The organism is Lysinibacillus sp. NPDC094177 (genome assembly GCF_050279145.1).
In the GTDB taxonomy this organism is placed as follows: Bacteria; Bacillota; Bacilli; order Bacillales_A; family Planococcaceae; genus Lysinibacillus.
In genome coordinates, this window is record NZ_JBNNTW010000004.1 from 334,314 (window position 1) to 357,821 (window position 23,508).

The 23,508-nt window shown below is 29.7% G+C and carries 21 protein-coding genes; 2 read left to right on the forward strand and 19 right to left on the reverse strand.

Annotated elements, in window-relative coordinates; translation table 11 throughout:
- Positions 1-103: 103 nt before the first annotated feature.
- From ACQKNC_RS09660 to ACQKNC_RS09720, 13 genes are all read right to left on the reverse strand, one after another.
- The gene (locus ACQKNC_RS09660) at positions 104-1,282 is read right to left on the reverse strand and encodes a hypothetical protein (RefSeq protein ID WP_427424635.1); all 1,179 of its coding nucleotides are present in this window, start codon (positions 1,280-1,282) and stop codon (positions 104-106) included.
- Complete coding sequence (locus ACQKNC_RS09665; protein WP_427424636.1) at positions 1,260-3,392, reverse strand: AAA family ATPase; 2,133 nt, start codon at positions 3,390-3,392, stop codon at positions 1,260-1,262. The genes ACQKNC_RS09660 and ACQKNC_RS09665 overlap by 23 nt, the downstream gene beginning before the upstream one ends.
- A 157-nt stretch (positions 3,393-3,549) precedes the next feature.
- The gene (locus ACQKNC_RS09670) at positions 3,550-4,110 is read right to left on the reverse strand and encodes a hypothetical protein (RefSeq protein WP_427424637.1); all 561 of its coding nucleotides are present in this window, start codon (positions 4,108-4,110) and stop codon (positions 3,550-3,552) included.
- A gap of 28 nt (positions 4,111-4,138) precedes the next feature.
- Positions 4,139-6,187, reverse strand: coding sequence for a DNA primase family protein (locus tag ACQKNC_RS09675; protein WP_427424638.1), 2,049 nt, complete (start codon positions 6,185-6,187; stop codon positions 4,139-4,141).
- Between the two features lie 137 nt (positions 6,188-6,324).
- Positions 6,325-6,984 carry a hypothetical protein gene (locus tag ACQKNC_RS09680; protein ID WP_427424639.1) on the reverse strand — a complete coding sequence of 220 codons (660 nt, stop codon included), beginning with the start codon at positions 6,982-6,984 and terminating at the stop codon, positions 6,325-6,327.
- A 191-nt stretch (positions 6,985-7,175) separates the two neighbouring features.
- Positions 7,176-7,676, reverse strand: coding sequence for a hypothetical protein (locus ACQKNC_RS09685; protein WP_427424640.1), 501 nt, complete (start codon positions 7,674-7,676; stop codon positions 7,176-7,178).
- 280 nt (positions 7,677-7,956) lie between these two features.
- On the reverse strand, positions 7,957-8,865 hold the full coding sequence (locus tag ACQKNC_RS09690) for a hypothetical protein (protein WP_427424641.1): 909 nt from the start codon (positions 8,863-8,865) through the stop codon (positions 7,957-7,959).
- A 574-nt stretch (positions 8,866-9,439) separates the two neighbouring features.
- Complete coding sequence (locus tag ACQKNC_RS09695) at positions 9,440-10,372, reverse strand: hypothetical protein (RefSeq protein ID WP_427424642.1); 933 nt, start codon at positions 10,370-10,372, stop codon at positions 9,440-9,442.
- Positions 10,373-10,490: 118 nt separating this feature from the next.
- Positions 10,491-10,697 carry a sporulation protein Cse60 gene (locus ACQKNC_RS09700; RefSeq protein WP_402879710.1) on the reverse strand — a complete coding sequence of 69 codons (207 nt, stop codon included), beginning with the start codon at positions 10,695-10,697 and terminating at the stop codon, positions 10,491-10,493.
- Positions 10,698-10,794: 97 nt separating this feature from the next.
- On the reverse strand, positions 10,795-11,424 hold the full coding sequence (locus ACQKNC_RS09705) for a hypothetical protein (protein ID WP_427424643.1): 630 nt from the start codon (positions 11,422-11,424) through the stop codon (positions 10,795-10,797).
- 300 nt (positions 11,425-11,724) lie between these two features.
- Positions 11,725-12,594, reverse strand: coding sequence for a DUF2971 domain-containing protein (locus ACQKNC_RS09710; protein ID WP_427424644.1), 870 nt, complete (start codon positions 12,592-12,594; stop codon positions 11,725-11,727).
- Between the two features lie 34 nt (positions 12,595-12,628).
- Positions 12,629-13,180 carry a hypothetical protein gene (locus ACQKNC_RS09715; protein WP_427424645.1) on the reverse strand — a complete coding sequence of 184 codons (552 nt, stop codon included), beginning with the start codon at positions 13,178-13,180 and terminating at the stop codon, positions 12,629-12,631.
- 142 nt (positions 13,181-13,322) lie between these two features.
- Complete coding sequence (locus ACQKNC_RS09720) at positions 13,323-14,261, reverse strand: hypothetical protein (RefSeq protein WP_427424646.1); 939 nt, start codon at positions 14,259-14,261, stop codon at positions 13,323-13,325.
- A gap of 129 nt (positions 14,262-14,390) precedes the next feature.
- On the opposite strand from ACQKNC_RS09720, the gene ACQKNC_RS09725 reads away from it, so the two are divergent.
- On the forward strand, positions 14,391-15,023 hold the full coding sequence (locus tag ACQKNC_RS09725; RefSeq protein ID WP_427424647.1) for a hypothetical protein: 633 nt from the start codon (positions 14,391-14,393) through the stop codon (positions 15,021-15,023).
- 288 nt (positions 15,024-15,311) lie between these two features.
- Here ACQKNC_RS09725 and ACQKNC_RS09730 read toward each other — a convergent pair whose 3' ends face one another.
- The 4 genes from ACQKNC_RS09730 to ACQKNC_RS09745 form a co-directional block, all read right to left on the reverse strand.
- Positions 15,312-15,995 (reverse strand): DUF6710 family protein, encoded by a 684-nt coding sequence (locus tag ACQKNC_RS09730; RefSeq protein WP_427424648.1) that lies wholly within the window; start codon positions 15,993-15,995, stop codon positions 15,312-15,314.
- A 314-nt stretch (positions 15,996-16,309) separates the two neighbouring features.
- Positions 16,310-16,960, reverse strand: coding sequence for a hypothetical protein (locus ACQKNC_RS09735; RefSeq protein WP_427424649.1), 651 nt, complete (start codon positions 16,958-16,960; stop codon positions 16,310-16,312).
- A gap of 168 nt (positions 16,961-17,128) precedes the next feature.
- On the reverse strand, positions 17,129-18,475 hold the full coding sequence (locus ACQKNC_RS09740; RefSeq protein ID WP_427424650.1) for an S-layer homology domain-containing protein: 1,347 nt from the start codon (positions 18,473-18,475) through the stop codon (positions 17,129-17,131).
- 127 nt (positions 18,476-18,602) lie between these two features.
- Positions 18,603-18,776 (reverse strand): hypothetical protein, encoded by a 174-nt coding sequence (locus ACQKNC_RS09745; RefSeq protein WP_427424651.1) that lies wholly within the window; start codon positions 18,774-18,776, stop codon positions 18,603-18,605.
- Between the two features lie 156 nt (positions 18,777-18,932).
- Between ACQKNC_RS09745 and ACQKNC_RS09750 the strand changes: the two genes are divergently transcribed.
- The gene (locus ACQKNC_RS09750; RefSeq protein ID WP_285394773.1) at positions 18,933-19,274 is read left to right on the forward strand and encodes a helix-turn-helix domain-containing protein; all 342 of its coding nucleotides are present in this window, start codon (positions 18,933-18,935) and stop codon (positions 19,272-19,274) included.
- Positions 19,275-19,356: 82 nt separating this feature from the next.
- On the opposite strand, the gene ACQKNC_RS09755 is transcribed toward ACQKNC_RS09750, so the two are convergent.
- Positions 19,357-20,709, reverse strand: coding sequence for a hypothetical protein (locus tag ACQKNC_RS09755; RefSeq protein ID WP_427424652.1), 1,353 nt, complete (start codon positions 20,707-20,709; stop codon positions 19,357-19,359).
- Entirely contained in the window at positions 20,663-23,446 is a 2,784-nt protein-coding gene (locus tag ACQKNC_RS09760) for an exonuclease domain-containing protein (protein ID WP_427424653.1), read from the reverse strand. The genes ACQKNC_RS09755 and ACQKNC_RS09760 overlap by 47 nt, the downstream gene beginning before the upstream one ends.
- Positions 23,447-23,508 lie beyond the last annotated feature (62 nt).

Below are 23,508 nucleotides of genomic sequence, written 5' to 3' on the forward strand. Positions count from 1 at the left end.
AAAAATTAGCTTTATGTCTAACAGGGTCTAAGTGTTTGCCTTTCATAATGATTTAAACTACCTCATTAACTCCCTCTTCAAAGTTTCCAAACACATTTTATATTTAACTTTTATAATTTTTAATAATATCAAATGATAATTTAGATAATATATGTTTTCCAATATTTTTTTCATTACTTAAACCTAAATATAAGGCTTCTTCAATTTCTTTAGTAGAACTGAATAAATTAGGATATCTTAAGCTTATTTCTTTTATTCTCTGTGAACTGTTAATATAAATATTTCTCAGTAAGTTTTTAACATAAATATTATGACTAGAATAAACAACTCTTAAACCAAACACTTCTATTGAATTGTTTATTTTCCTCATTAATTCTTTGTCGCTAGTGGTTATCATGAAATCTATATCAAATTCTATTCCTAATCCTATCATACCTAAATACGATTTATGATTTATTTTAAACTCTACATTATTGTGAAATTGTTCTTCAAACGGATAAATAACTTCATTACTTAACAAATCAATATCTTTTTTGAAACTACTATTGCAAGTATAGCAACACGGAATTAAATTAAATATAGATATGGATAAATATGGATATAACGATTTTGCATAAAAATGGTCTAAAACTGCCCTTGTTTTTTTATTTTTTTTAATAATAGTATGAATAAATTGTCTATCACAATACGGACAAACTTCCAAGTTTAACATCTCTGTATATTTGTAAGCATCCCAACAATTTAACCTTTCTTCCTTATATTCCGAGAAATCCTTATAATCAAATATTTCACTCAATGCTTCAGCGAAAGTTATAGTCTCTTTCTTTTTCTCTTGCTTTATTTTATAAATATAAACCAAACAATTTTTTTTGTTTATATTTTTTAAATCTCTTTCGAAATCTGCAATTCTTCTGTAATTCTCAATAACAGTTTGAGTAAAATATTTTTCTAATTTATTATTCCTTATAAACATTGGTAATCTTTTTGAAGCAATTGTTATACCTTCTTTTTTTCTTTTTCTAATAAGCGCTTTAACTTTTGAATCAGAAATATAATAATTTGTTTCAATATCAATAATTACATTTTTCAAATCATCAAGATTACCAGTTAAAACAATCTCTAGATTCGATATTAAATAATTTAATATCAAATTAAATTTTCTAAACGCTAAATCATCTTTATATATTTTCTTTTGATTTAAAATTCTTTCTTGTACTTTTTCAAACAAACTATCTAAATGTTTAGATTCTATATATCTTCTATCCTTTTTTATTGATATCATTGTTTTTCTCCATAATTCTAATTTGAATATCAATTTGTTTTTGTATTTCTCTAAGTTTTTCTAAAGTCGCTTCAGAAGATGAGTTATTTTTATATTGCAATTGCCTTTGTCTATCTCCAATGAGCCTAAACATTTGATTCTGAATAAGCTCATCCCCTATTAGTTCAGTTTTTTTATGAATCTCTGACAAATTTTCTAAAAACTCTAAATCTCCAGTAGAATTAATACTATCTAATATTAACTCAATTTTTTTTGTAGCAAATTCTCCAGTAGTAGACTTTAAAAATTGCCCCTGACTATATATATTATGAATATTTGCAGCAAATGTATTATCAATATCTATATCTTGATTCACAATACCTATTTCATTAGAATTTTTATATAAAAATAAAATATTATTTTTTGGTAAATCTGATATTAATAAAGGGGAATGTGTCGTCAGAAATATTTGAAATCTATTTTGATTAAAGCAGTTCTGGTTCTGTATAAAATTTAATAATAAAAAAATAAATTTTCTTTGCCATTCTGGGTGTAATGTCAAGTCTCCTTCATCAATTAATAATATTACGTCTTTACATTTTAACTTGCCTCTTGCTGTGTATAATTCTGATAATAATGAAAATAAATTCTCTTCACCTTGACTAAGATTATTCCATTTAAAGGTAAAAAACTCGTTTGAAGTGTATATTTTTTCGTAGTTTTCAAAGAATTTTTGCATGAACCTGGTATGCTCTATTGTTGTTTCTAATTTTAAAATTCCTGCTTTTGTATTAGAAGTGGTAATGCCATTGTCTACAGCATTATAACTTGTAGTGGATACTTCTAGGTACTCACAAAAATCGTCTGTATACATAAAAAAGTCAGTTAATATAAAAGATATGAAATCGATATATGAATATGTTAACCTTTCTATATTAGTAGCAATTTTAATAGTATCAAATTTATCTATCTTCATCTCGGGAACAAATTCTTTAAATGCATTATTAAATAGAGATAACATTGCCCCAATATTAATATATTCATCCATATGCGATTCAATATATTTTTCCTCAAATACTTTAAAAAGTTTTATATATTTTTTAAAAAATAATAGTTCTTCAAAATCCCTAAAATATCCATCAATTATTCTCATTAATATAGATTGTTTTATAATTGTTTTTATATCTGTTGAATTTTCACTTATTCTTTTATATAAAATATTTTCAGTAATAAATTGCGTGTTTACGTTTCTTTCATATCTTAGCAAATCTTTTTCTTCTGGCCCCCAAATAGATGTTCTCAATTTTGAATCCATAAAATCTAAACCAATATAAATGTGAGACGGTAACTCTAAATATTCATCCAAGAAATCCCTATTTTCTAGATTTGAAATAAACTCTATTTTATTTTTTATATCTTTATTTTCAAATTTTTGATATAGATTCATTTTAAATCTTTGGTCAGGATTTTGAAGATGACCTTCATATGTTAGAAAATTATTTGGAAATGCTTCATTATAATACATACGATTGTTTAAAGAGATATCAATCATATTCTCTGCCTCTTGCTTCATCCAACTAAAATTAAATTGATTAGAAAAATAAATTAATGAAGTATCATGATATAAGTCGCTATTTTCAACAATATAATAATTTTTCTTTTTAATTAGTGATTTTTTATCTAAATAACTATATGTAGTTAAATGAATATTTTTAATTAACCCGAAATTTTCTATGTTTATAATTTCATTTAGTCCTATATCTATCTTTCGATTATTTACATATAATGAATTCATCATATTTTTATTAATCAATATGTAAATTGTTTCATTTTTAGTATATATTAATATATATTTTTGATAATCCTCATCAACTACTAAACCATGATTATGCAGTCTTATAATATAATCTAATAAAGTGGATTTACCAACACCGTTTTCTCCAACAATCGCTTTAATATTTAGTACATTATTACCTGACATACTAAAAAAGTCAGGAATGTATTTTTCATTATTTTGAATATGTAATATTTTGTTATTCTTATCAAAGTTAAATAAATATTTATCTGCAAAATTATATTGTTGATTTTGAATTCCATTGTATTTTTCCAAATATAAATATAATAAGTTCATATTGACCACCTCTTAGATTTATTCAACACCTAATTATATACCAATATTGTGCTTTTTAGCCATTTCACAAAAAAATACAGAAATTTCAAGTATATAATTAATATATGTATCATACAAAAAAGCGAATGGAATTTTGTTATCATTCCATTCACCTTTCCTATTCCTCTGTATCTTCAAAGATGCTTCTTAAATATTTTTGCCGCTCTTCACTTAATCCATTAAAAATTTCAGCATTAAAATATTCCTTCATTTCTTCCACTGTACAAATACCTTCAATCTCGTCAGAAAAATCATCCACATCTATTTCACATTTTTTAAATACTAAAACAATAAAACCATCTATCTCTAAGGCTCTATCAAGTGCTATGCCCGCAAATAAAAATCTATCATTGATTTTTTCTTTAATATTGTAAAAATCAGTTACTTTCAGCAAGCCATTGGCATTATTAATATAATGCCATACTACGCCTACCTCTCTTTCGATAATTTTTTCTAATGCACCTTTTTCCTCCGCTACGTTTTGATAATACGCTGCTAAAGATACCTGAAAATCATGCTCTATAAATCCCTCATAATCGCATGAAAAACCTTCTAAATCAATCTCATTGCCATTAACTCCGAGCCATTCATTCAATTCCTCTATAAAAATGCCCTCATCCTGTTCTTGACCTTTCTTAGCAAAATCCACTTGAATCACTTTATTTTTATCATTATTCATAAAATAGCTCCTCCATATTTAATCATGCTTATCCCATTAAATCCTTTAAATTGACCACATTTCCACTATGACCTTGCTCTACTTTATTTTCTATAAAATCTTCCAATTCACCTTTAATCACACCAAAGCATTGTTGTACACGCTTAGATTTACCATTTTTCTTAATTGGCTTCTTCACAATTCGCCCTTCAAACCCTTCTATATCCACAAACAAGTCTATTTCAAAATTCCCTTTATTTTTGGCTCTATAATTATTATTTTTACACCATTCAAAGTATAGTTCATAAAGCTCGTCCAGCGTCATATAATCGCTTTCTAATAGCTTCAATACTTCCATTTCGTTCTGCTGATTTATATAAGTCAATTCCGTCATCAATTCGTGCTTCCCTTGACGCATTTCATAATCCAGCAGCGTGACATTTTCCATGATAAATTTCTTTACAACTTTTAATGAATTAAGATATTCTCCAATGAGCCTTTCCATTGTTGGCGTAACTGTTAATTGCTTCGTATTGTTGATAACATTGCTATAAGCCTTCACACTCAAATGTATCAAACATTGAATAACCTTTTCATCTGCTACATGCATTGCTATTTCCTCGCTATTATAAACAGCTTTTTCAGCGACTTTATAAGGGCAATTCACAATTCTTAATCGTCTTTTAATTGCCTCACCGCTTTCATTAAAAGGTGGAATAAAGTTACAAGAAAAAATCAACTTTGCATAGCTGCTTTTAAATTCACTATCCCTAAATTTCTTTTCCATCCTTACTTTATCTTCGCCTGTCAATAGCTTTAGATTTTTCATATCCACGACACCGTTCTTACCTAGCTCACCGCCAATATTCGCTAACTTTCCTTCTAGCAAGCCAAGTGTAAAACTTTTATCATTGGATAAATCCTCTAAGCTCACATTGCTTACATTCGTAGCACCTAGTAAATTGGTGATAAGACTTAATAATGTGCTTTTACCATTACCACCTTCACCGTATAAAATGACGAATTGTTGATGCAACATGCCCACCGTCATAGACATTCCAATATACTCTAATAAAACAGGAATGGATTCCTCTTCCACAATCGTTTTTAAAATATTCATCAATACTTCCATAGATTGCTCATCATACTGCTCATTATAATTGTATGGAATTTGATTTTTTGATAAAAAAGCAGGTGTATGAGACTTTAGCTCATTCGTTTTTAAATCATATAATCCATTCACAAAATTAATTGTTGTAGCAAGCTGATTTTTATATTGATAATTTGTGTGTTTTTCGGTATCATCATATTGTGTTAATTCAATGTCCAGTTGATTTAGCACTTCTCTACTATTCTTAATATCACTATATAACACGCCTAATTTATCTTTAATTTTCTTATTCATTATCTTGTGATAATCCACATAAACACCTTTATCATAGATGTAATTCACATTACCCTCTCGCATATAATGCTCTTCTTTTAGCAGTTCCTCCGCTACAAGCCAATAATTTAACCGATTATCAATCAAATATTTTTTCATCCGATTTTTTTCAGCGTTGATTGTTTCCATATTGCTATCCTTCAAATTTTTATAATAATCTGCTAATAATTTACTGATAGATTGATAGACTACATCAAAGTCCTTCGCTTTCACATCCAACTCTCTCAACATTTTATTTTTATATTTCACGAAATAATGTGCATTGCCACTCTCTCGCTCCACCGCATACAACAAACTTAGCAAATAATAATTTAATAGCTCATCTTCATCAAGATTTACAGAAGACTTTAATTGTTTTAAAGCAGCTATTTCCTTATCTATTTTTAAACAAATATCTCCTATCTCCAAAACATTCTCTAATTCATCATTAACATGTTCTAAGTTAATAAAAAATTCTTTTCTATAGCTATTGTCTACTCTTTCACTAACCAATTCATCTACTGTATGACCATTTACTTGTTGTTGCAATAACGCTAACTCTTCTTCCATTGCAAGCAATTTCTTAATTTCATCTTCACTCAAACTATCAATACCTTTACTCACCATCCTTTCTATAAATATCTCCATCACTTTCATTCTTTCTATTAAATTCAAAATATCATCACTCCATTTATTTTATTTCCACTACTACTCAATCTTATTACAGATATATCAATCTCATCAACCGATTCTTGTACATTTCGGATTTTATTTTTAAAAATCATATCAATCATACAAATACATCATCTTTTCTATTCATCACTATAACCTAAACGAATAGGAGATTTACCTTTATTAAATAAATCACAGCCTTTACATAAACCACTGCTATTTACTTTGGCACATAAAAATGGCTTAAATCCTTTTTCAGCAAGCTCTTCATATTTCCTTGTGACTTCAAGTGAATTATACCTAGCATCATCCCTACTCCACTCATGTGCCTTATGAAAGCCATCCTTTATATTGGCACACAACATCAGCAGTAGATTCCATTCCTCATAACTACATTCATGCTGGTTATCCACCTTGTGCCGTACCCAATTACAGCGCTCATAAATTAAATCACCATCAGCCTGTTTATCAGATGAATAGAGGCTTTGTTGCTTGCCATGAGCTATCTTTAGCTGTTCCCTTTCAATCGCTTCCTTTAAAAATCCTTTTATATCCCCATATTTTAATTTATTGGCATCCTTAAAATATTCAATCGTAACTAGCTTCGGTTTATCTTTATTTTTAAAGTTGAAAGTAAATGGCACACGCATCATTTTTAAAATATTGGATTTATCAATTTTCTTACCTATCTTGTTAGCCTCCTGATTGACGTACTCGCTAAACAACCTATAAATCAAATTGATTTCCTCACATTCTTCTATCGTTTCAAGCCTTAATATCTCATTAAATTTGTAGTACACATGTAGTCCGCCTCCGCTATTTACAATCATAGTAGGCTTAATTGGTAGTGACATCATAAAGTCAGTTGCTTGTCGGAAGCTATCAAAATATTGATTGTGTAGCTTGTTATGATGTCCGTCTATATTGACATCAACATCTAGCCATAGCCCGAATACCTCGCTAATAGTTTCTAAAGTGCCTCTTACACGCTTTAATATATTTTGGTAAGAACCTCTATATCCTCTTTAAAATAACCATGAAAATCGTGATTACTGTACTCATTTAACTTTTGCCACATGGTATCATAGCAAACTAAACCATTTTGTAATTCAGCTTTCTTCTTATTTAAGCTGATACCTAACTCTCTTTCCTTTTGTTCAATACTACGCAACGCTCGTTCCGCTTGTGCGGCTTGATAGCCATACCCTTGATTGATGTACTTTTTATAGAGTGCTGCTACTATTTCATGCTTGGTGTTATCCTCTCCTACCTTTTTTAGTTTTGCTTCCTTTTCTAATTGCAAAGCTAAATTGATTTGAACCGTATACCCCTTAGCCGCCTCTGCTTGAATATATTCCACTACATTATCTTTATCATGTACATCAATAAATTTACTTATCTTTGTATCTATGTTAAACAGCAAAAACATACCTTTATATTTAATATCACACGGATATAGGTACTCTAAAAACTTATTTATATTATCTATCATTTCATCAAACCTCCTAAATATTTATTTTATAAATAAATCATATAAAAAACATTTAGGTAACGTCTATAAAGTTTTACGCACTTTACAAAACATTTTTAATATACCTATCTTACAATTCACTTTAATTAACCATCCTGACATAAAATAAAAAAACACTCTCAAAATGAGAATGCTTAAAAATAAAAAAATTTAAATTTTAGACTTGTTTTTTTATCTAATTGAATAGGTAAAATTCCATTACCTATAACTAAACTCTTACAATACTTTGAAGCACCTTTGTTTAATACATATAAATTTGCTTCATATTGTACACTTTGCCAGTTATATTTAAAAACTCACTTGTCCTATCTACTCTACTGGCCCACATATTTGAACAAAATGCTACATGGTTCTTTCCACTTTCAAAGTCTTTTTTAAGTTTTTCAAAAATATTTTCGTCACTTATCCATATAGAAACAGAGGCGAATTTATTTTTACCATCCTCGTTTTCTCCAAGAAATTTAAGTTTAAGCTTAATAGTGTGATATGAAAAATTCTCAGTAGCTCTTTCAAAATTTTTAATCTCTCCCTCAATACAAATAGGGTAATCAAGTTTATTATTCATAAGTTTACTGAAACATTTCTCGTAGTCATCAAATTCAAAATAAAAGTCTGACCACTTAATATTATTATCATTAAATTGAATTTCTATGAGACTTCGTAGTTCCTTCTCATTTTCAATTTTAGATTTAATTTGCATTATTTTTTTCATGGTTGCTAAATATGCTGAAATCTTCCCTGAAGAAATATAATTTTTGGTTGGTTGTTTTGTATTATCAATATCCACATCTGTGCTTTCTTTCTTTTTTGATGAATCACTATTTTTTATTGCTTTTGAAATTAAATTCAGCCTTAAGCTATACTTTTTAGCATTTATACTAGCTAGTGCGCCTTCTGAATCTCGCGCAGCTATATTAATTTGACCGAGAGTATTATAGTCGCAATTTTTGTGCTCTTCCCTTCCTCTTCTTTTAAAATGAGCACTCACTAGACTAGAATTTCTCATAAAGGCACCGACCAAAGTTAATGGAATACGGCACTCCTTACTAGTACAAAAAATGTCTTCTTTAATTGATTCTTTTACAGCTTCTTCAACAGTAATATCTCTTTTCAGTTTATCTGAATATGCTTTTGGCATTTTTAATCCCATAATCTCACCTCGTTGTTATTTACCTATAGTAATAGTCTTCGACAAAAGCCAGTGATTTCCTGCTAAAAACGTCATAAAATAACATCGACTTATACGTGCATTACTTACCTTTTCTAACTAGTTACATCAGTTACACTGGTTACACCTTTTTCACATAAAAGGTTTATTACAAAATTTATTTTTAAAAGAAAATAAAAATTATCTATCATAACTATCAAAATAGTGTGACCGATGTAACCCATATCTATTTATTATCTATTGTAAGAAATAGTATGTAGTATTTTATAAAGTGCATAGTTCCATAAACCTTGATATATCAAAGTTTATAAGCCTTTTCTTAAATTAAGTATGTATTTCACAATTAATATTTCATGCAAAAATGTATGTAACCAGCAAAGGTAAATTTGTAACCGGCATAGCTAAATATGTAACCAGCACACTCAAAAATGTAACTCGTTATGTCTTTAAGTGCCTTTAATTCATAGTGTTCCACACAATTACATATAAAAATTTACAATAAAAATACGCTACTCGATATGAGTAACACTTATTGAACAATATTGAACTATTCTTCTTAATTATTCATAGAGTAAATTGTAGCTAACTCGCTCATAATTTGTTGTCCTAACTTTTGATATTTTTCTTCATTTAATGGTTGTTTTTCATAATTAGCTCTTAGTAGGCTCCTTACTGATAAAATATATTTTGTATATTCTTTATGTTTCTTTATATATGTAGGTACATGTAATTTTTTCTCATATTCATTTGAAACATCTGCAAATGCACACCATGTTGCAATTGCATAATTCAAGTCCCTGGCATATTCAAGTTCCTTTTCCCCTGGGTTTTCGAATTGTATTGCGTTTATTTCTTTATAGCCTAAATATGCATCAATACCATTCACCTTTTTCTTTATATCCTCTGTTGAATCAAAATATGCATAATTTTCAGCAGCCTTCCTACAAGCAGTATACTCTGTTAATATAGTCTTCCCTAATTTTGCAATTTCATTGTCAATAATAGCTAGATATTCTTTTTCACCATATTCATCTATTATTCGCTTTTCATCTTCTGCATGTATTATTTCATGTGCTAATATATTTCTGAATTCAATACATTTATCATCTTTAAGTACAACTTTGCTTGGACTATTAATTCCCAATTTAAATTCTTCGATTACTATCGTAATTAGTAATTTATTATTGCATACTTTGGGAATGCAGTATCCAGCTACGTTTTCAGTTAATCTTGTTATCTTTATTTTTTCAATAACATCTTTTGCGTTACTTGATTCATAAACTTCTTTAGCTACTGTGAAATATTTTTCTTTCTCAAAACCTCTAGGAAATGCTGCTTCTTTTCCTTCTAATAAATAAATTATCTTTTCCTCGAATGGTATTTCAGAAATAACTTTCGTTTTAGTATTTTCATGGATTTGCTTCACATCCTCTTGCGTATTCACCGTATCTTCTTCTTTATTTTTTCTTCTAAATAAATTAAAAAACATATTCAAACTCCCTTCCTTTTTTTAGCATTATTCGACAAAAAGGAAATGTTTCCCTTCTTTATTAGACAATAAAAAACTGCTAATCGACTAGACTAGCAGTTACTACGCATAATGGGACTTACTTTTTATAATGAATTAACGCTGAATATTCAACACTTGGGTAAACACCGTATTCAGAATGCGTTGCAATCGCAGTTGGTGTCGTTGCATATTGGATACCAATAAGTTGGTCACTAGAAAGTTTTCCTAAAAATTCGTTTACTTCTTGTTGAAATTCTTTTTTATCCTCATTCGTTATTAATTCTACTTGATTCAAATTTATCACCTTCCTTCCATCTACTCATTTCGACAAAAGGAAATGTTTTCCTTTAATAAAATTCCGTTATTTTTAACAAATAATAATTACTATACATAATAGAACGTTATGAGGTTTTAGAAAAGAGTTTTTCATTTCGTTCTTTATCAATATATTTAGCAACTTCTTGAAAAATTTTACTTACTTCTTTTGATTCTAATTTTTTACCCTGCTCTATTTCTATGACAATTCGTTTCCATTCAGCTTTTAAAATTACTTGTTGGATAAAATTTATATTAGTATTTAGATTATTTAATTCATCACCGTTATCCGCTATAGGTTTATTAACACATTTTAACAGTAATTTTGTTCCTTCATCAGAGAGTAAATTGAGCTTTGCTGCATACACCTCTTTTGGGTTTAGTAACAAATAGATTTTTTGTTTCACTCCCTCCAATTGAAGTAACTTATCAAGATACTCTTGTCCTTTTTCATCATCAACTTTCATTTTGCCTAAATCATAAAAGGTTACAAGCATTGTTAGTTCTGAAGTAAGTGTTGTGTATTCAACAAAGCTATCTCGAATTTTATTCAACCACTCAATTCTTTCTTTACTGATGGTATCAATATATCTTCTCTGTTTTAGGCTAGTTAGATTTAATTTCCCGAGTAAAGTATTTAAAAACAACGTAATTGCTCCTATAGAAGCGGTTATTATTGCTACTTGTACTGGTACTTGAAGCTCTAAAAATGACATTCGTAACACCTCTTAAATCGTTTTAATCATAACTAATATACCATGTATCGAACATGTAAAATACAAATATAGTAAATTTTTAATTATTTTGTTTTAGTTAATCAAAAATGCAACTCATAATGCCCATGCATATAAAATTTTGCAATAAAAAAACGCTACTCCACGTGGGTAACGTTTATTGAGCAATATTGAATTGTTATTATGCTTTTTAATATGCCATTTATCTCCACTTTTAATAACATAACGATTATCTAGACTTCCACTAAACTATGTTGATAATAAATATCTCTACGAACAAATTCAATTTATTTTTTTAAACTTAAATGATATATCTTTTGAATTGTTTATTTCTGACTGATATAAATGAATTTTTTGTCTTTCTACATAATCTTTTATTTGTTGTAAGTATTCTTCCTTGAAGTTTAAACCTAAATATATTGCACTTGGTTTCATAAAGGATATTTTTACACCATTTTTATCTAGTTCCTTATGAATACTTGGAGGGAGTATTATCCTCCATTCATCCTCATATGCCCAATCTGGATGTTTCTCTAATAATGAAATCAATTCAGCCACTCTTGTTTTTTCAGAACCACTGTGGTTCAATGAAGCAGCTTCAATCATATCACTAATATCACTTCTAGTGGTTTTATACTCTACCGGAAAAAGGTAATTTAGAGGATTAATTTCATTTTCTTTCTTTTCTTCAAATAAATAACTTGTCTTTAAATCATACTCTACACAAATTCCGCTATTTTTTTCTGCATAATTTCCCCACAATACATAATTGTTGTTCGTTGTAGAGAAACTACCGATTACGGCATGTATATAGGACCCCTCTATTTTATTTGCAATTATTCTATCAAGCATTCTATGCTCTTCCATAATGAATTCTGACTTAATAGCCCCTTCTAACGGTTCAGTATATTTCGATAAAATATTATGCACATTCTTTTCTTCATGGTTGAGTGGATTGCTTTCAAAAGGGTCATTTAGCAGACATCTTTTACTTAACCAAATTTGCTGCTCTAATAGAGTTTTACATGTTGTATCATTAATCGGTTGATATTTATATATCTTAACTGGGCGAATTGATTTAGCATAGTCCATTAAAGTTCTTACCGAAATATCATCGTCATTCTTTTTATAGTAATCTGCAATCCAGTCCATAAAACATCTCCTTATCATCTGCTAAAAATAAGACTTATATGGCCCCGTTATTCCTTAAGTTTTTCATAATTTGAGGATTATCATTCTCAACACTATAGAAGAAGTTTTCGTCTACATGATTTTCAATATCCCATTCTTCTATACCCCATTCATTGGTAGTAATCAGTATTATTTTTCTGGATTGTGTACACTTTATTTCATCCAAAAACTTATTGTATCTTTTTGAATTTTTAAGTACCGATTCGACTGGATAAAACAAAGTAAAAGTATCTTCATTGCCACTTGGATTATTTTGTGTGTGAGTTGCATAACTACTAAAATTCACACTCATTTTACCCAATTTATAAATAGCTGTTGATTTAATTGAATTAGGTAGCAAATCTTTTTTAAACGCTCTATTAATATGGTAGGGCATATCAGACATAGAACCCGTTCTTATAATCCCCTTATCAAATACATGTTCCAAACAAGAAAGTGTCACTCTTAACTTAGCTTCGTTGTCATAACCTCTTACTAGCATTGTTCTTTTATCTGTATCATTTAAAAAATTTGTTATTGCATCAATTGCTTTTTGCTTATCAGTCATAATACATCCCCATCCTTTCATCTACTAAATTCGACAAAAGGAGATGTTTTCCTTCGATAAAATTCCGTTGTTTTTAACAATTAATAGTTACTATACACAATTGAACTATTACGAATTTTTAGGAAAGAGTTTTTCATATCCGTTAGATTTTAAAATTTTCATCTAAAATATTTCTGAAATTTTCAAGGACAAAATCAAGGTCACTTTTCATGGGTGGTTTACCGCTATCATGGGCTAGTGCGTTTAGAATTACGATGAAATTATTTGGAATATCTATTGTTGATATTTTCTTTTTTAAATCACCTAATGTTAAATGACTATATTTTGATAAAATTTCGCTTGAAATCTTCTCGAATTCCTTATAATCCATCTCGTAATGTTTATACAGGATATAATATTTCAGTAACCTTTCAGATTCTAATCTAATTTCGCTACCTAAATTTTTTAGTTGGCGACTATTGATATAATCCTCTAAAGAAGATAATTCTCTTAGCCAAGCATTGTATAATTCTTTGAATTCATTAATTAAAACCATATCCATTATCACTTTAGATACACTTTCATCTAAAGGATTATTTTTTTCTTGAATCATTACCGAATTAATCGGAAATGGTATAAGTTGGCAACTATGATTATATCCATTTGAATCTTTAAATAAAAATTCAATATAATGACCACTTTCAATTTCAATTATCTTTTCTTTAGAAACCTTAAAAGTATTAACAAGACTTGAATATAATTCTTTTTTTGTAGTGTAATTACACCTTACCACAATGTAAATATCCCCATCATTCTCAAGAATTTCCAAATTATTTATATTCATCACTTGATAAATGTAAGTATTACCACCAAAAGATTGGTAATCTATTATTTCTAATTCAGTTAATTCATCAATTCTCGAAAAATAATCCTCGAAATCTTTCCAGTACAAATAAAAGAAATCGTTTATACGTTTAATTGCACATAATTCGTCTGAATAACCTCCTCCATAAAAATCAACATTTAAACGCCCATTTGTAGCTTCAATAGCCTTTTCTAAAAATGAAAAAATTTCATCTGGATGATAAATATTATTTTTCAATCCGAAGTCTTCCCAAACCTTATACAATGAAGTTTTCTGTTTTGGTTTCATAAAATATCAGCCTTTCTAAAAATGTTAAAATATGTTACTTTAGTATTATACAATATTAAGTGAGGTGTTCTATTAAATATGCGTTTCACAATTGATTTTGGATTTATATCAGACAAACATAGGTTGAAAAATAATAATGAATTTAAAAAGATTGATGACCGTTCTACTACCTTTTATGAAGATGATATGATTTTCTCAAATTATCTTGATGCTCAAAAATATGCTGAAAATTATGCTGAATCTCATAAAACAATTAAATACACAAACTTTTTAGGTAATATTGTAGAAGGTGAGTTAAGTACAAATTCAGCAGGTTCAGGAATTGTTAGTTTAGAAATTGTTTCTCATAGAATTGAAAAACCAACTGAAGAACTATTTAGTTTTAATGATGTAAAGGAATTGTTATTACATGGCGATGATTCATGTAATAATTCACTGGTTATAGATGAAAACGGTAAATTATTATTAATAGAATTTAATATGGTCAAAGACTCATTTTATGCGGTGCGTCATGAAACTTTCGCAGCTAATAATGGATATGTAGGAAATAAAAATATAAGTGATGATTTTATCCGTTCTGTCTATATTTCTATGTTAGACGGTTGGGAAAGTCATCTACATTCGCATCAATCAGTGTATGTGGATTTACATATAACTGCTGATGAAGAATCTCTAATAAATAATATTTCAGAACTAATCAAGAAGATATAGAGATATATGCATACTAAAATATTTTTCATAAACTACTTTAGTATGCATATTACCAAATTGATTTATTTTACTCCGTTCATTTCCATTTTGCTCATCATTTAAAACAACTTTCCTAATAGCCTTTTATTGCTCCCTTTTTCTTCTTCTAACCCCTTCTCCATCTTGGAACTTTATCAAAAACATAAGTATCTTTTCTTAACTCTTCATCAATTTGTTTTAAATTGTTACTAGTAGTACCACCAGAACGAGTTATTTTTACATCTCCTATTCTTGATAAATAAATACTTATTACTCGATATTTTTAATTTGTTTATTATAAATTAATCTCCCTATTTCATAAATTACAGATTCTTCAAATGAAGTTACTTTGTCAATTTTTTTGTTTGTACTGCGATTATAATAATATATGCCATCTGAATATATCCATTTATAGAATATACTCATATCAATCACTTTAGCTGGCATCGTTCCTTGTGATGTAAGGATACCTATTGTGCTTGAATGATACCCATTGATAATTATTCCTATTTTGAATGGTTCTATGTAGTGAGCTATATGATTTGTCGGTTTATATTCCCATTCCCCTCTTTTTATATTTGCCATTACACTATAAAACCTACTTAAAGACCACGGGAAACTGAGAACAACATCTATGCTAAAATCTATCATGACTTCTTTTTCAGTATACATTTCGCTAAAAATTTCAGTAGGTATATTATGCTTTTTTATCAAATTATACTCTGGATGAAATAAATTTATATCTCTTTGATGAGGTATGTCATGTTCATACGTAGTGATTATATTTTGTAAAAAATGCGATTGTATACCTCGTGCAAATATATGGATTATTTTATAAATTGGATGGTTGATTGAATTTAATGAAATACTTTCATTATCCTCAATTATATTGTTTGCAATTTCTAAAGCATGTTTAAATCGCTTTCTCGTTAAATCATCAGTTTTGAATATCAAATTTTTCATCTCCTCTTAACGACCATATTCTACAAAAGGAGAGATTTTCCTTCTTTATTAGTTACCAAAAAAAATCTCTGCAACATTTCACAGAGATTTTTACAATTTTTATAAAACTTTTTATTCAATACCCACCTCATCATTTACCATTTGCTCAATTTCTTCACCTGTTGGTAAATAAATTGCTTAATACATTTTGTTAAATCAGATTCATTAGCCATATTTAGATTTCCATATGCCCATCATTCATCAGAGAATTTGATTTGAAAGCCTTGTCGTCCATGCTATCTTTCACGCACATAAACTGTACATTATTATCTTTTTTCATAAACTGATACTTTTGTTTCGTCACTATCATAATAATAATTGACACTAATTAAAAGCCCATCCACTGTCACAAAGTCATTCTCTAAATGATTTTCCTCAGCATCTCGCTCATTATTTGCGATTCTCCATTTCGTAATATCATATACGATTGAATTTTCATCCTCTTTAAGAATCATAGCACCAGCATCTAAATATTCTTGTAAGACTGATTTTTTATAATAATGCTCTCCATCATATAGTATTATACTTTTTTTGGATTTAAAATTATTTTCATTAATATTTCTATTACGAACTACATTAAAACCATCAAATTTATACTCATATTTGTTCGTGGTTTTACTAAATAGAACACCGTCTTGTGTATAGCTATCATATTTATCAATATATGTGCCATCACTCTTTAACTGAATCGTTGTGTAACCATCAAAGTCCTCTAACGGAACCGTTTCGTAATCATCAAAATAATTACCATCTAGCTGTCCTGCTTGCACTTTATAATATGTACCATAGTAATCCTTATATGTATCTTCGGTTGCTTGAACAACGTCTTTTTCAGTTGTTTTAGTTCCCCCTTTCCCACTGCTACATCCAACTAATAGTATTGTTATCATAAATAATAGAAAGACATTCTTTTTCAAAATTGCCACTCCCTTTTTACAGTGATTTTTATTTATACAGTCATGTGTACAACCGTTATTAAAATCACAACTTTGCATGAACAGTAACTAAAGTATATTTCGTCTACTCTATCAATCGCTATGTTATGCAAAGTTGTTATATAGTATCAACTTCTTAAATGATTATTCTTACTCATAATCTCCATTTCTCGTTTTATCGGGGAAATAAGTAAAACTAAACTCGCCATCTTTATATGGAAAACCTGTTAAATATGTTTTGATACCAAAACGAACTACAAGATTCCCAGCGTAGCCATATTCATATGATAAATTCTTCTTATTATCTATCCAATTTTTATAGGAATCTATTTCAGTAGTCGTTCGTTTTTCCCCTGTAATGTCACTCACAATCATAGCCAATGCTTGATTCGCAGTAGGTGTGTTCCCTGTAGCTCTTACATGATATTTACGTTTCCCGTATAATGTTGTAGCGAAATCATTTGACCCATAATTAATTGTTAGATACTTGTCGTTTTTATCTACAAAGAATATTAAATAATGGTCATCACCACTTGTTGCTCCGTCTACTACATAATGTTGATTTAAGTATTGAATCGTTTCAGGCTTTAATTCCTTTTCCAGCTTATCCAACGCTTTAAAATCAAACAATTCATGACCAGCACTTTTATTTTTTACACGCTCTGCAAATTTAAACGTAGCTGAATCAAATAATGCTTTATATCGTTTATTGTAGTCCTCTGTTTCTTCTTGACGGATTTTTCCTCTTTCTAAATCTACATGTATACTGCCTTTCGTCAATAGATAAAACAGATAGCTAGTACCTTGCTTTGCTAGTTTCTCAATGTCATCATTGGAAGCATATTGGCTAAGTGCTTGTTTTCCTTGTACTGACTTGATATTCGCTAAATGTAGCTTATAAAAGAAGACAATCACTTGTGAACGAGTGACATCATTCGCATAGCCAAAATGTTGCTCAATCAATTTTTCTGTTGGGTTTTGACCGCTTGATACTTTATTATCGTATAAAAATTGGATGCTATCTTTTAAAGTCATCTCATCCTTTGCAAGATAAGCGAGTGCTTCGGCTACAACACCACGTTTCACAGGTTCAAAACGTTGTATCTCATTGACATAACCGTTTAATGGCACACTATAGCTTGCTAATTGGTCATAAAAATCATCAGACCAATGCCGTTCCCCACTATTTCTCATTAACGTGCCTTTTGCAGCATCCAGTTTAAAGTAATTCACTAGCATTTTTGCAAATTGGGCTTCTGTGACTTTATCATTTGGTTTAAATGTGCCAACCTTATAACCGCTAACAATACCTTCTTTACTAGCCCATAAAATGGCTTCATAAGCAGCATCCTTTTTACTCACATCTTTAAACGGATTGCCTACCTGTTGCGCTACATGACTTGATGCATATGCTACCATGTCACTTGTACTTAAAGTTCCACCTACTAAACTACTTACTAATAATGCACACATACCTAATTTCACTTTGTTTCTCATTATTTCGCCTCCTAAAAATTATAAAAAATAAGGCTATTTATAAAATGTATTAAAAATAGCCTTTAAAACCCTTTAAATAAACTTGTTATCTAGTGTGGATTTGCTCATGGTATTGACTGCTATTCTACTATTTAGACTCATCTAATTGTTCGGATTCTTTTGCCAAAGATTTTTTCGTAAATGACATACCACGTAAAATATCAAGAATTCTTTCCTGACATTCAATTGGTAGCTCATTTGCCGTGTCAATGATTTCATTCAGAATCCGAACCGATGAAACGGCTTCATTCTGCTTTACCAATTCATCCACCACCTTATTTTTGCTTTACAAATGAATAGTAACATATCTATTTTTCATTGTAAATGCAAAATAATTATATTATTTTCACTAACAAAGCAAAAATGCTTTGATAATGATTTTTAATTTGGTTATAATAAATTACGAGGTGATAGTTTAATGGATTCTTTAGGAGAAAGATTAACTCATGCTAGAAAAGGTAAGGGATTCACACAAGAGGCACTTGCTGAAACAATTGGTGTATCAAGAGGTGTTATTTTTAATCTTGAAAAAAATAAAACTGAGCCACAGATGATTGTGATTAACGCCATTAGCCAATGTTTAAAAATCAATAAAGAATGGCTGCTAAATGGTGAAGGGGAAATGCATGAAAAAGAGGATGTTGCTCAAAGTGCTAAAGTGCTTGCAGACATTTATGCCCTTGCAAACGAACTATCAGAAGAAGAACAACTATATATTCTCGATGTTATCAAGACATATAAAAAACATTTTGAGCGATAATAGCACTACTTTTTCTATCTATATCGTGATATATAAAAATCCATTCTTACCTTGATGGTCTGAATGGATTTTTATACACTTGCTATTCACTTTCTGTTATGCTAAATCGTTTCAACATATAAGGTAAACGTATTTTTTCTCTTTCAATTATAGCTCTTTTTGCATCTGATTTATCTTCATCTATTCTCAATAGCTCGATATGATTATCAAACAACCAACGCATAAAATACATTTGAGCCGAACTTTTTCTTATTTTTTTAGGCAGCGTGTAAAATGTTTTTGGATTTTCATATTTTGAAATTAACTTATCAATTTGCTCCCTGTCCTTTAAAAAGATACTTTTATTCACATCTTTATCTGATAAAGACTGATTTATCATGACCTTCACAAAGGCAAGTGGATAGTATTTTTTGAACCAAGCTAATCTATAAGCATTAATAACATAAGCAGCAGCGTGAGCTAATGGAAATAAATATCTAACCTTTTTGATACTTTCAATGAACCATTCCTCTACATGATGCTCCATTAAAACTTGTTCATATTTTTTCCATTCAATCAAATTGGTAACTCTATTCTTTTCATTATGCAATTTCCCTTTGCGAATAAATTCCACAATTTGATTACTTAATGTTTCTTCGATGCCATATTGAACGAGAAGCCTTTTAAAGTTTTCCCGACTTGTAATTAATTCACTAATTGTCTTGCCGTTCTGTAGCAACATATCCGCATTATTATCCCATAAGCCCTTACCATGTGTTAAACCGCTAATCGCTACTAAATCGCTAAATTTTTGAGGGCTTACTTGCATGGTGACATTGGTAAAATAGTTTGTGTTAAATTCACTTATCATTTCAGTGTGCCCTAATGCAAATTCTTGTATCACATCAGTATCATACATATCAATATCACCAATATTAATGCCTGTTTCTTTTTCCAAATAATACAGCCTTGTGCTATCATCTTGGCTCAAAATATCAAACTTTAAAATTGCATCCTCATATGGCTTATATTCTGATTGTAATGTAATATTGCTGGCATCATAGCCATCCTTACTGTAGGTGATACCACTGTAATAATGTACATCTAACTCCTCTGGAATCACCAACATCCCTCCAGCATGTTGACCGCTGCTAAATGCTACACCGTTTAAAAAATCTAACGTTTCTTGAAAAACTAAGTTGTCGAAATCAAATGTTAATATCTCTACTAATTGTTCGCCATTTTCCTCTTGTTTTAATTTTTCTATATAAATGATATTGTGATTATTTTTATCAAAATGAATGTAATCAATTGGATGTAAAGTTCCCTCATCATCTAATTCATAAAAATCACTAACATCATTATCGTAACGTTCTTTTAGCGTTTCTACTTTTACATTACCCTTTACTTTATGGTACTCCCAAATAATTTTTTTTTTTACTTTTTCCCTCGGCAAGTGTATTAATTGTGCCAGCTCGTACTATATTGCGCTCACCAAATAGACTAGTAATGAAATCAATCATATGCTTTTGAATCTCGCTGCTAAAATTCAAGTCCACATCAGGCGTTTTCTCGCCATTGTACCCCATAAAGCTACTCCAATGAATGTCAAAACCATTTCCTTTTAAAGAACCGCCACAAGTACATTGCTTAACAGGCAAATCAAAGCCGCACACTACGTTTTCATCTCCACAAAACTCTACTTTTTTGCACGTATCACATTGATAATGTGGTGGTAATGGATTAACTTCACTTATGCCCATCACATAAGCGAGTAACATGCTTCCAACGCTCCCTCGACTACCCACTAGATAGCCTTTCCTTTTACTTTCCTCTACCAATAAATAACTGCCATAAAATACAACCTCATAGCCGCCTTTGTATACCATTTCTAGTTCAAGTTCTAATCTGTCTTGGACTGCCTTATCAACATGCTCACCATATAACTCTTTAAGCCTTCTTTCTACGACCTCAAGCATTTTCTCCTTCTCATTGCCTTCTAACATAGATGGCTTAACTAGGGCATGTGTAGGTACTACCTCATAAGGAGAAAATCTATCCAATAATTTGATGGTATTTGTTGAAATGATTTCTCTTGCTCTATCTTCACCTAAAAAATCAAATTCATTTAATAATTCCTCAGTTGATTTATAATAAACGTTTGTTCGTGCTAATTCTTTATTTTGAATGTAGGAATGGAATCTCCCACCCATAACCTTAAGTTTTAAACCCTCAGTATTAACATTTAATAAATCATCGCCTGTTAATTCGCCCTTTATAAATTTGTTATATAGTTCTTGCTCAATGTCGTTAAAATCTAGTCCTTTTTGAATCTTATTATCAAAAAATTCTCGAATAATAGTGATATTCTTATCTAAAAGCACCTTGCTACGATTATCGAACCACAGCATGTCTAAATATTTCTCTTCATATTTGTGAAGGCATAACACCTCGCCCAAACTGATAACCGTTTTATTTTGCTTTTGACATATATCATCAATAATTCTAATTAATTGCTTCAAGGTTTCTACTGGTACATCCTCATAATGATGATTACTATATGGGCTATTTAAACCAATCACATCATAATTATCTAAAACACGCTCATCAAATTTGCCGTTTAGTAAGCATTCAAAAATGTCTTTGCAATAAAAGCCATTGCTTACAACCAAAATATTTTCTCGATGCCCTTCAGCATTTATATCATCCCAGCTTAACACTCTATTCTCTGTATCAGTATTTACTTTGCTACTCAATTGATTAATAAAAGTTAAGCCTTCTCGATTTAAGGCATATAGCGTGACCATTTGTGGAAAACGCATATCTAATTGACTTTTTAAAGGCTCATTACACGCTACTAAATCTTTATTGTGAGCCTCCATATCCTCTAGCAATTTATTAAACAATTTGAAGGTATACAAGCTATCAGAAACAGCTCTATGGTGATTTTCTATCTTGATACCATATTTTTTTAACATGCTCTTTAAGCTATAATTCTTGCGTTTTCTTTGCTTCGCTAAAACTTCTTCCTCTACAAATTTACTTAAATATAGGGTGTCAATTAAGGCAAAATCATTTAATTTCTCATCCAGCTTGTACATTCTGCTTCTTACATTGATAAAATTCATGTCGAAATCTCTAGAATTATGTCCGACTAATACATACTCCTCATCACCAATAAATTCATAAAAACGTTTTAGTGCTGTTTCTTCATCCACACAATGCTCTACCATTCCGTTACTGATACTTGTAAGGTTGCTAATTTTTTGATTGATTTTATTTTTAGGCTTAATCAATTCATTAAACTCTTTAACAACCTCACCGTTCTCTATAACTACTGCTCCTATCTCAATAATTTCATTTAAAAGTGGGTAAATACCTGTCGTTTCGATGTCAAATACAAGGTATTTCGTATTTCTCAAAAATTTCTCACTGTTGTTCTCATCACTTTTCTCACATAATTTCTCACTATTTACTAGGTAATGTAGATACCGATTTTGATTAACTAAAAAATCAACACCATAAAACATCTTCAATTTTTCGATATTCTCTAAGCGTTTTTGAATCTCTTTATTTAAATTATTCTTATATTCCTCAGCTATTACCTTTTTGTATTGATTAAATTGTTGCTCAATCAAAGGGAAACCGCGAACAGTTCCTTTCTCTACAAAGCCTAATCCTTGATAATTAAATCTATTGGTCAACTCTATAGCGGCTGCTTCTTTTACAATGCTTTGCATAGTGGAATATCGACTAATCGCTTTAAATTCAACTCGCCCCATTTCATCGGTATCTACTCTATGCCCAATATCATTCGTTATATCTTTACAGCCCTCCATATCTACTTGCAATTGCATAGTAGGCGCAATGATATTACCTATATGAGCAGATGTTACACTAAAATTCGTGTACGTTTCGTCTACGCTTGTTCTGCCTTTCAATTCATAAAAATGTCCTTTAATAAAAAAGTTTTTAATCGTTTCTATATTATTTTTATCATAGTCTTTATACTTCACAAAAATAATGCACTTTAGATTGCTGACACCATCATTCAAAACAAAAATGAGATTCTCACCATTGCCATCGTTCCATGCCTTAACCGTTAAATCACTTACCATTTTTCCACTAACACTTACAAATTCATTTTCTTCGACTATTTCATTAATACTTTTTTCTTTATAATATTTATCCATTATTTGCCCTCCTCAATTTTTAGAAAAATAAAACGAGTGAAGCACTTACACCCCACTCGCAT

Excerpts from the sequence above, each read along its gene's own strand:
- ACQKNC_RS09740 (WP_427424650.1), bottom strand. The coding sequence starts at position 18,475 with ATGAGAAACAAAGTGAAATTAGGTATGTGTGCATTATTAGTAAGTAGT.
- ACQKNC_RS09750 (WP_285394773.1), top strand. The coding sequence starts at position 18,933 with ATGGATTCTTTAGGAGAAAGATTAACTCATGCTAGAAAAGGTAAGGGA.
- ACQKNC_RS09725 (WP_427424647.1), top strand. The coding sequence starts at position 14,391 with ATGCGTTTCACAATTGATTTTGGATTTATATCAGACAAACATAGGTTG.
- ACQKNC_RS09690 (WP_427424641.1), bottom strand. The coding sequence starts at position 8,865 with ATGGGATTAAAAATGCCAAAAGCATATTCAGATAAACTGAAAAGAGAT.
- ACQKNC_RS09760 (WP_427424653.1), bottom strand. The coding sequence starts at position 23,446 with ATGGATAAATATTATAAAGAAAAAAGTATTAATGAAATAGTCGAAGAA.
- ACQKNC_RS09670 (WP_427424637.1), bottom strand. The coding sequence starts at position 4,110 with ATGAATAATGATAAAAATAAAGTGATTCAAGTGGATTTTGCTAAGAAA.
- ACQKNC_RS09665 (WP_427424636.1), bottom strand. The coding sequence starts at position 3,392 with ATGAACTTATTATATTTATATTTGGAAAAATACAATGGAATTCAAAAT.
- ACQKNC_RS09710 (WP_427424644.1), bottom strand. The coding sequence starts at position 12,594 with ATGGACTGGATTGCAGATTACTATAAAAAGAATGACGATGATATTTCG.
- ACQKNC_RS09695 (WP_427424642.1), bottom strand. The coding sequence starts at position 10,372 with ATGTTTTTTAATTTATTTAGAAGAAAAAATAAAGAAGAAGATACGGTG.
- ACQKNC_RS09705 (WP_427424643.1), bottom strand. The coding sequence starts at position 11,424 with ATGTCATTTTTAGAGCTTCAAGTACCAGTACAAGTAGCAATAATAACC.
- ACQKNC_RS09685 (WP_427424640.1), bottom strand. The coding sequence starts at position 7,676 with ATGATAGATAATATAAATAAGTTTTTAGAGTACCTATATCCGTGTGAT.
- ACQKNC_RS09660 (WP_427424635.1), bottom strand. The coding sequence starts at position 1,282 with ATGATATCAATAAAAAAGGATAGAAGATATATAGAATCTAAACATTTA.
- ACQKNC_RS09715 (WP_427424645.1), bottom strand. The coding sequence starts at position 13,180 with ATGACTGATAAGCAAAAAGCAATTGATGCAATAACAAATTTTTTAAAT.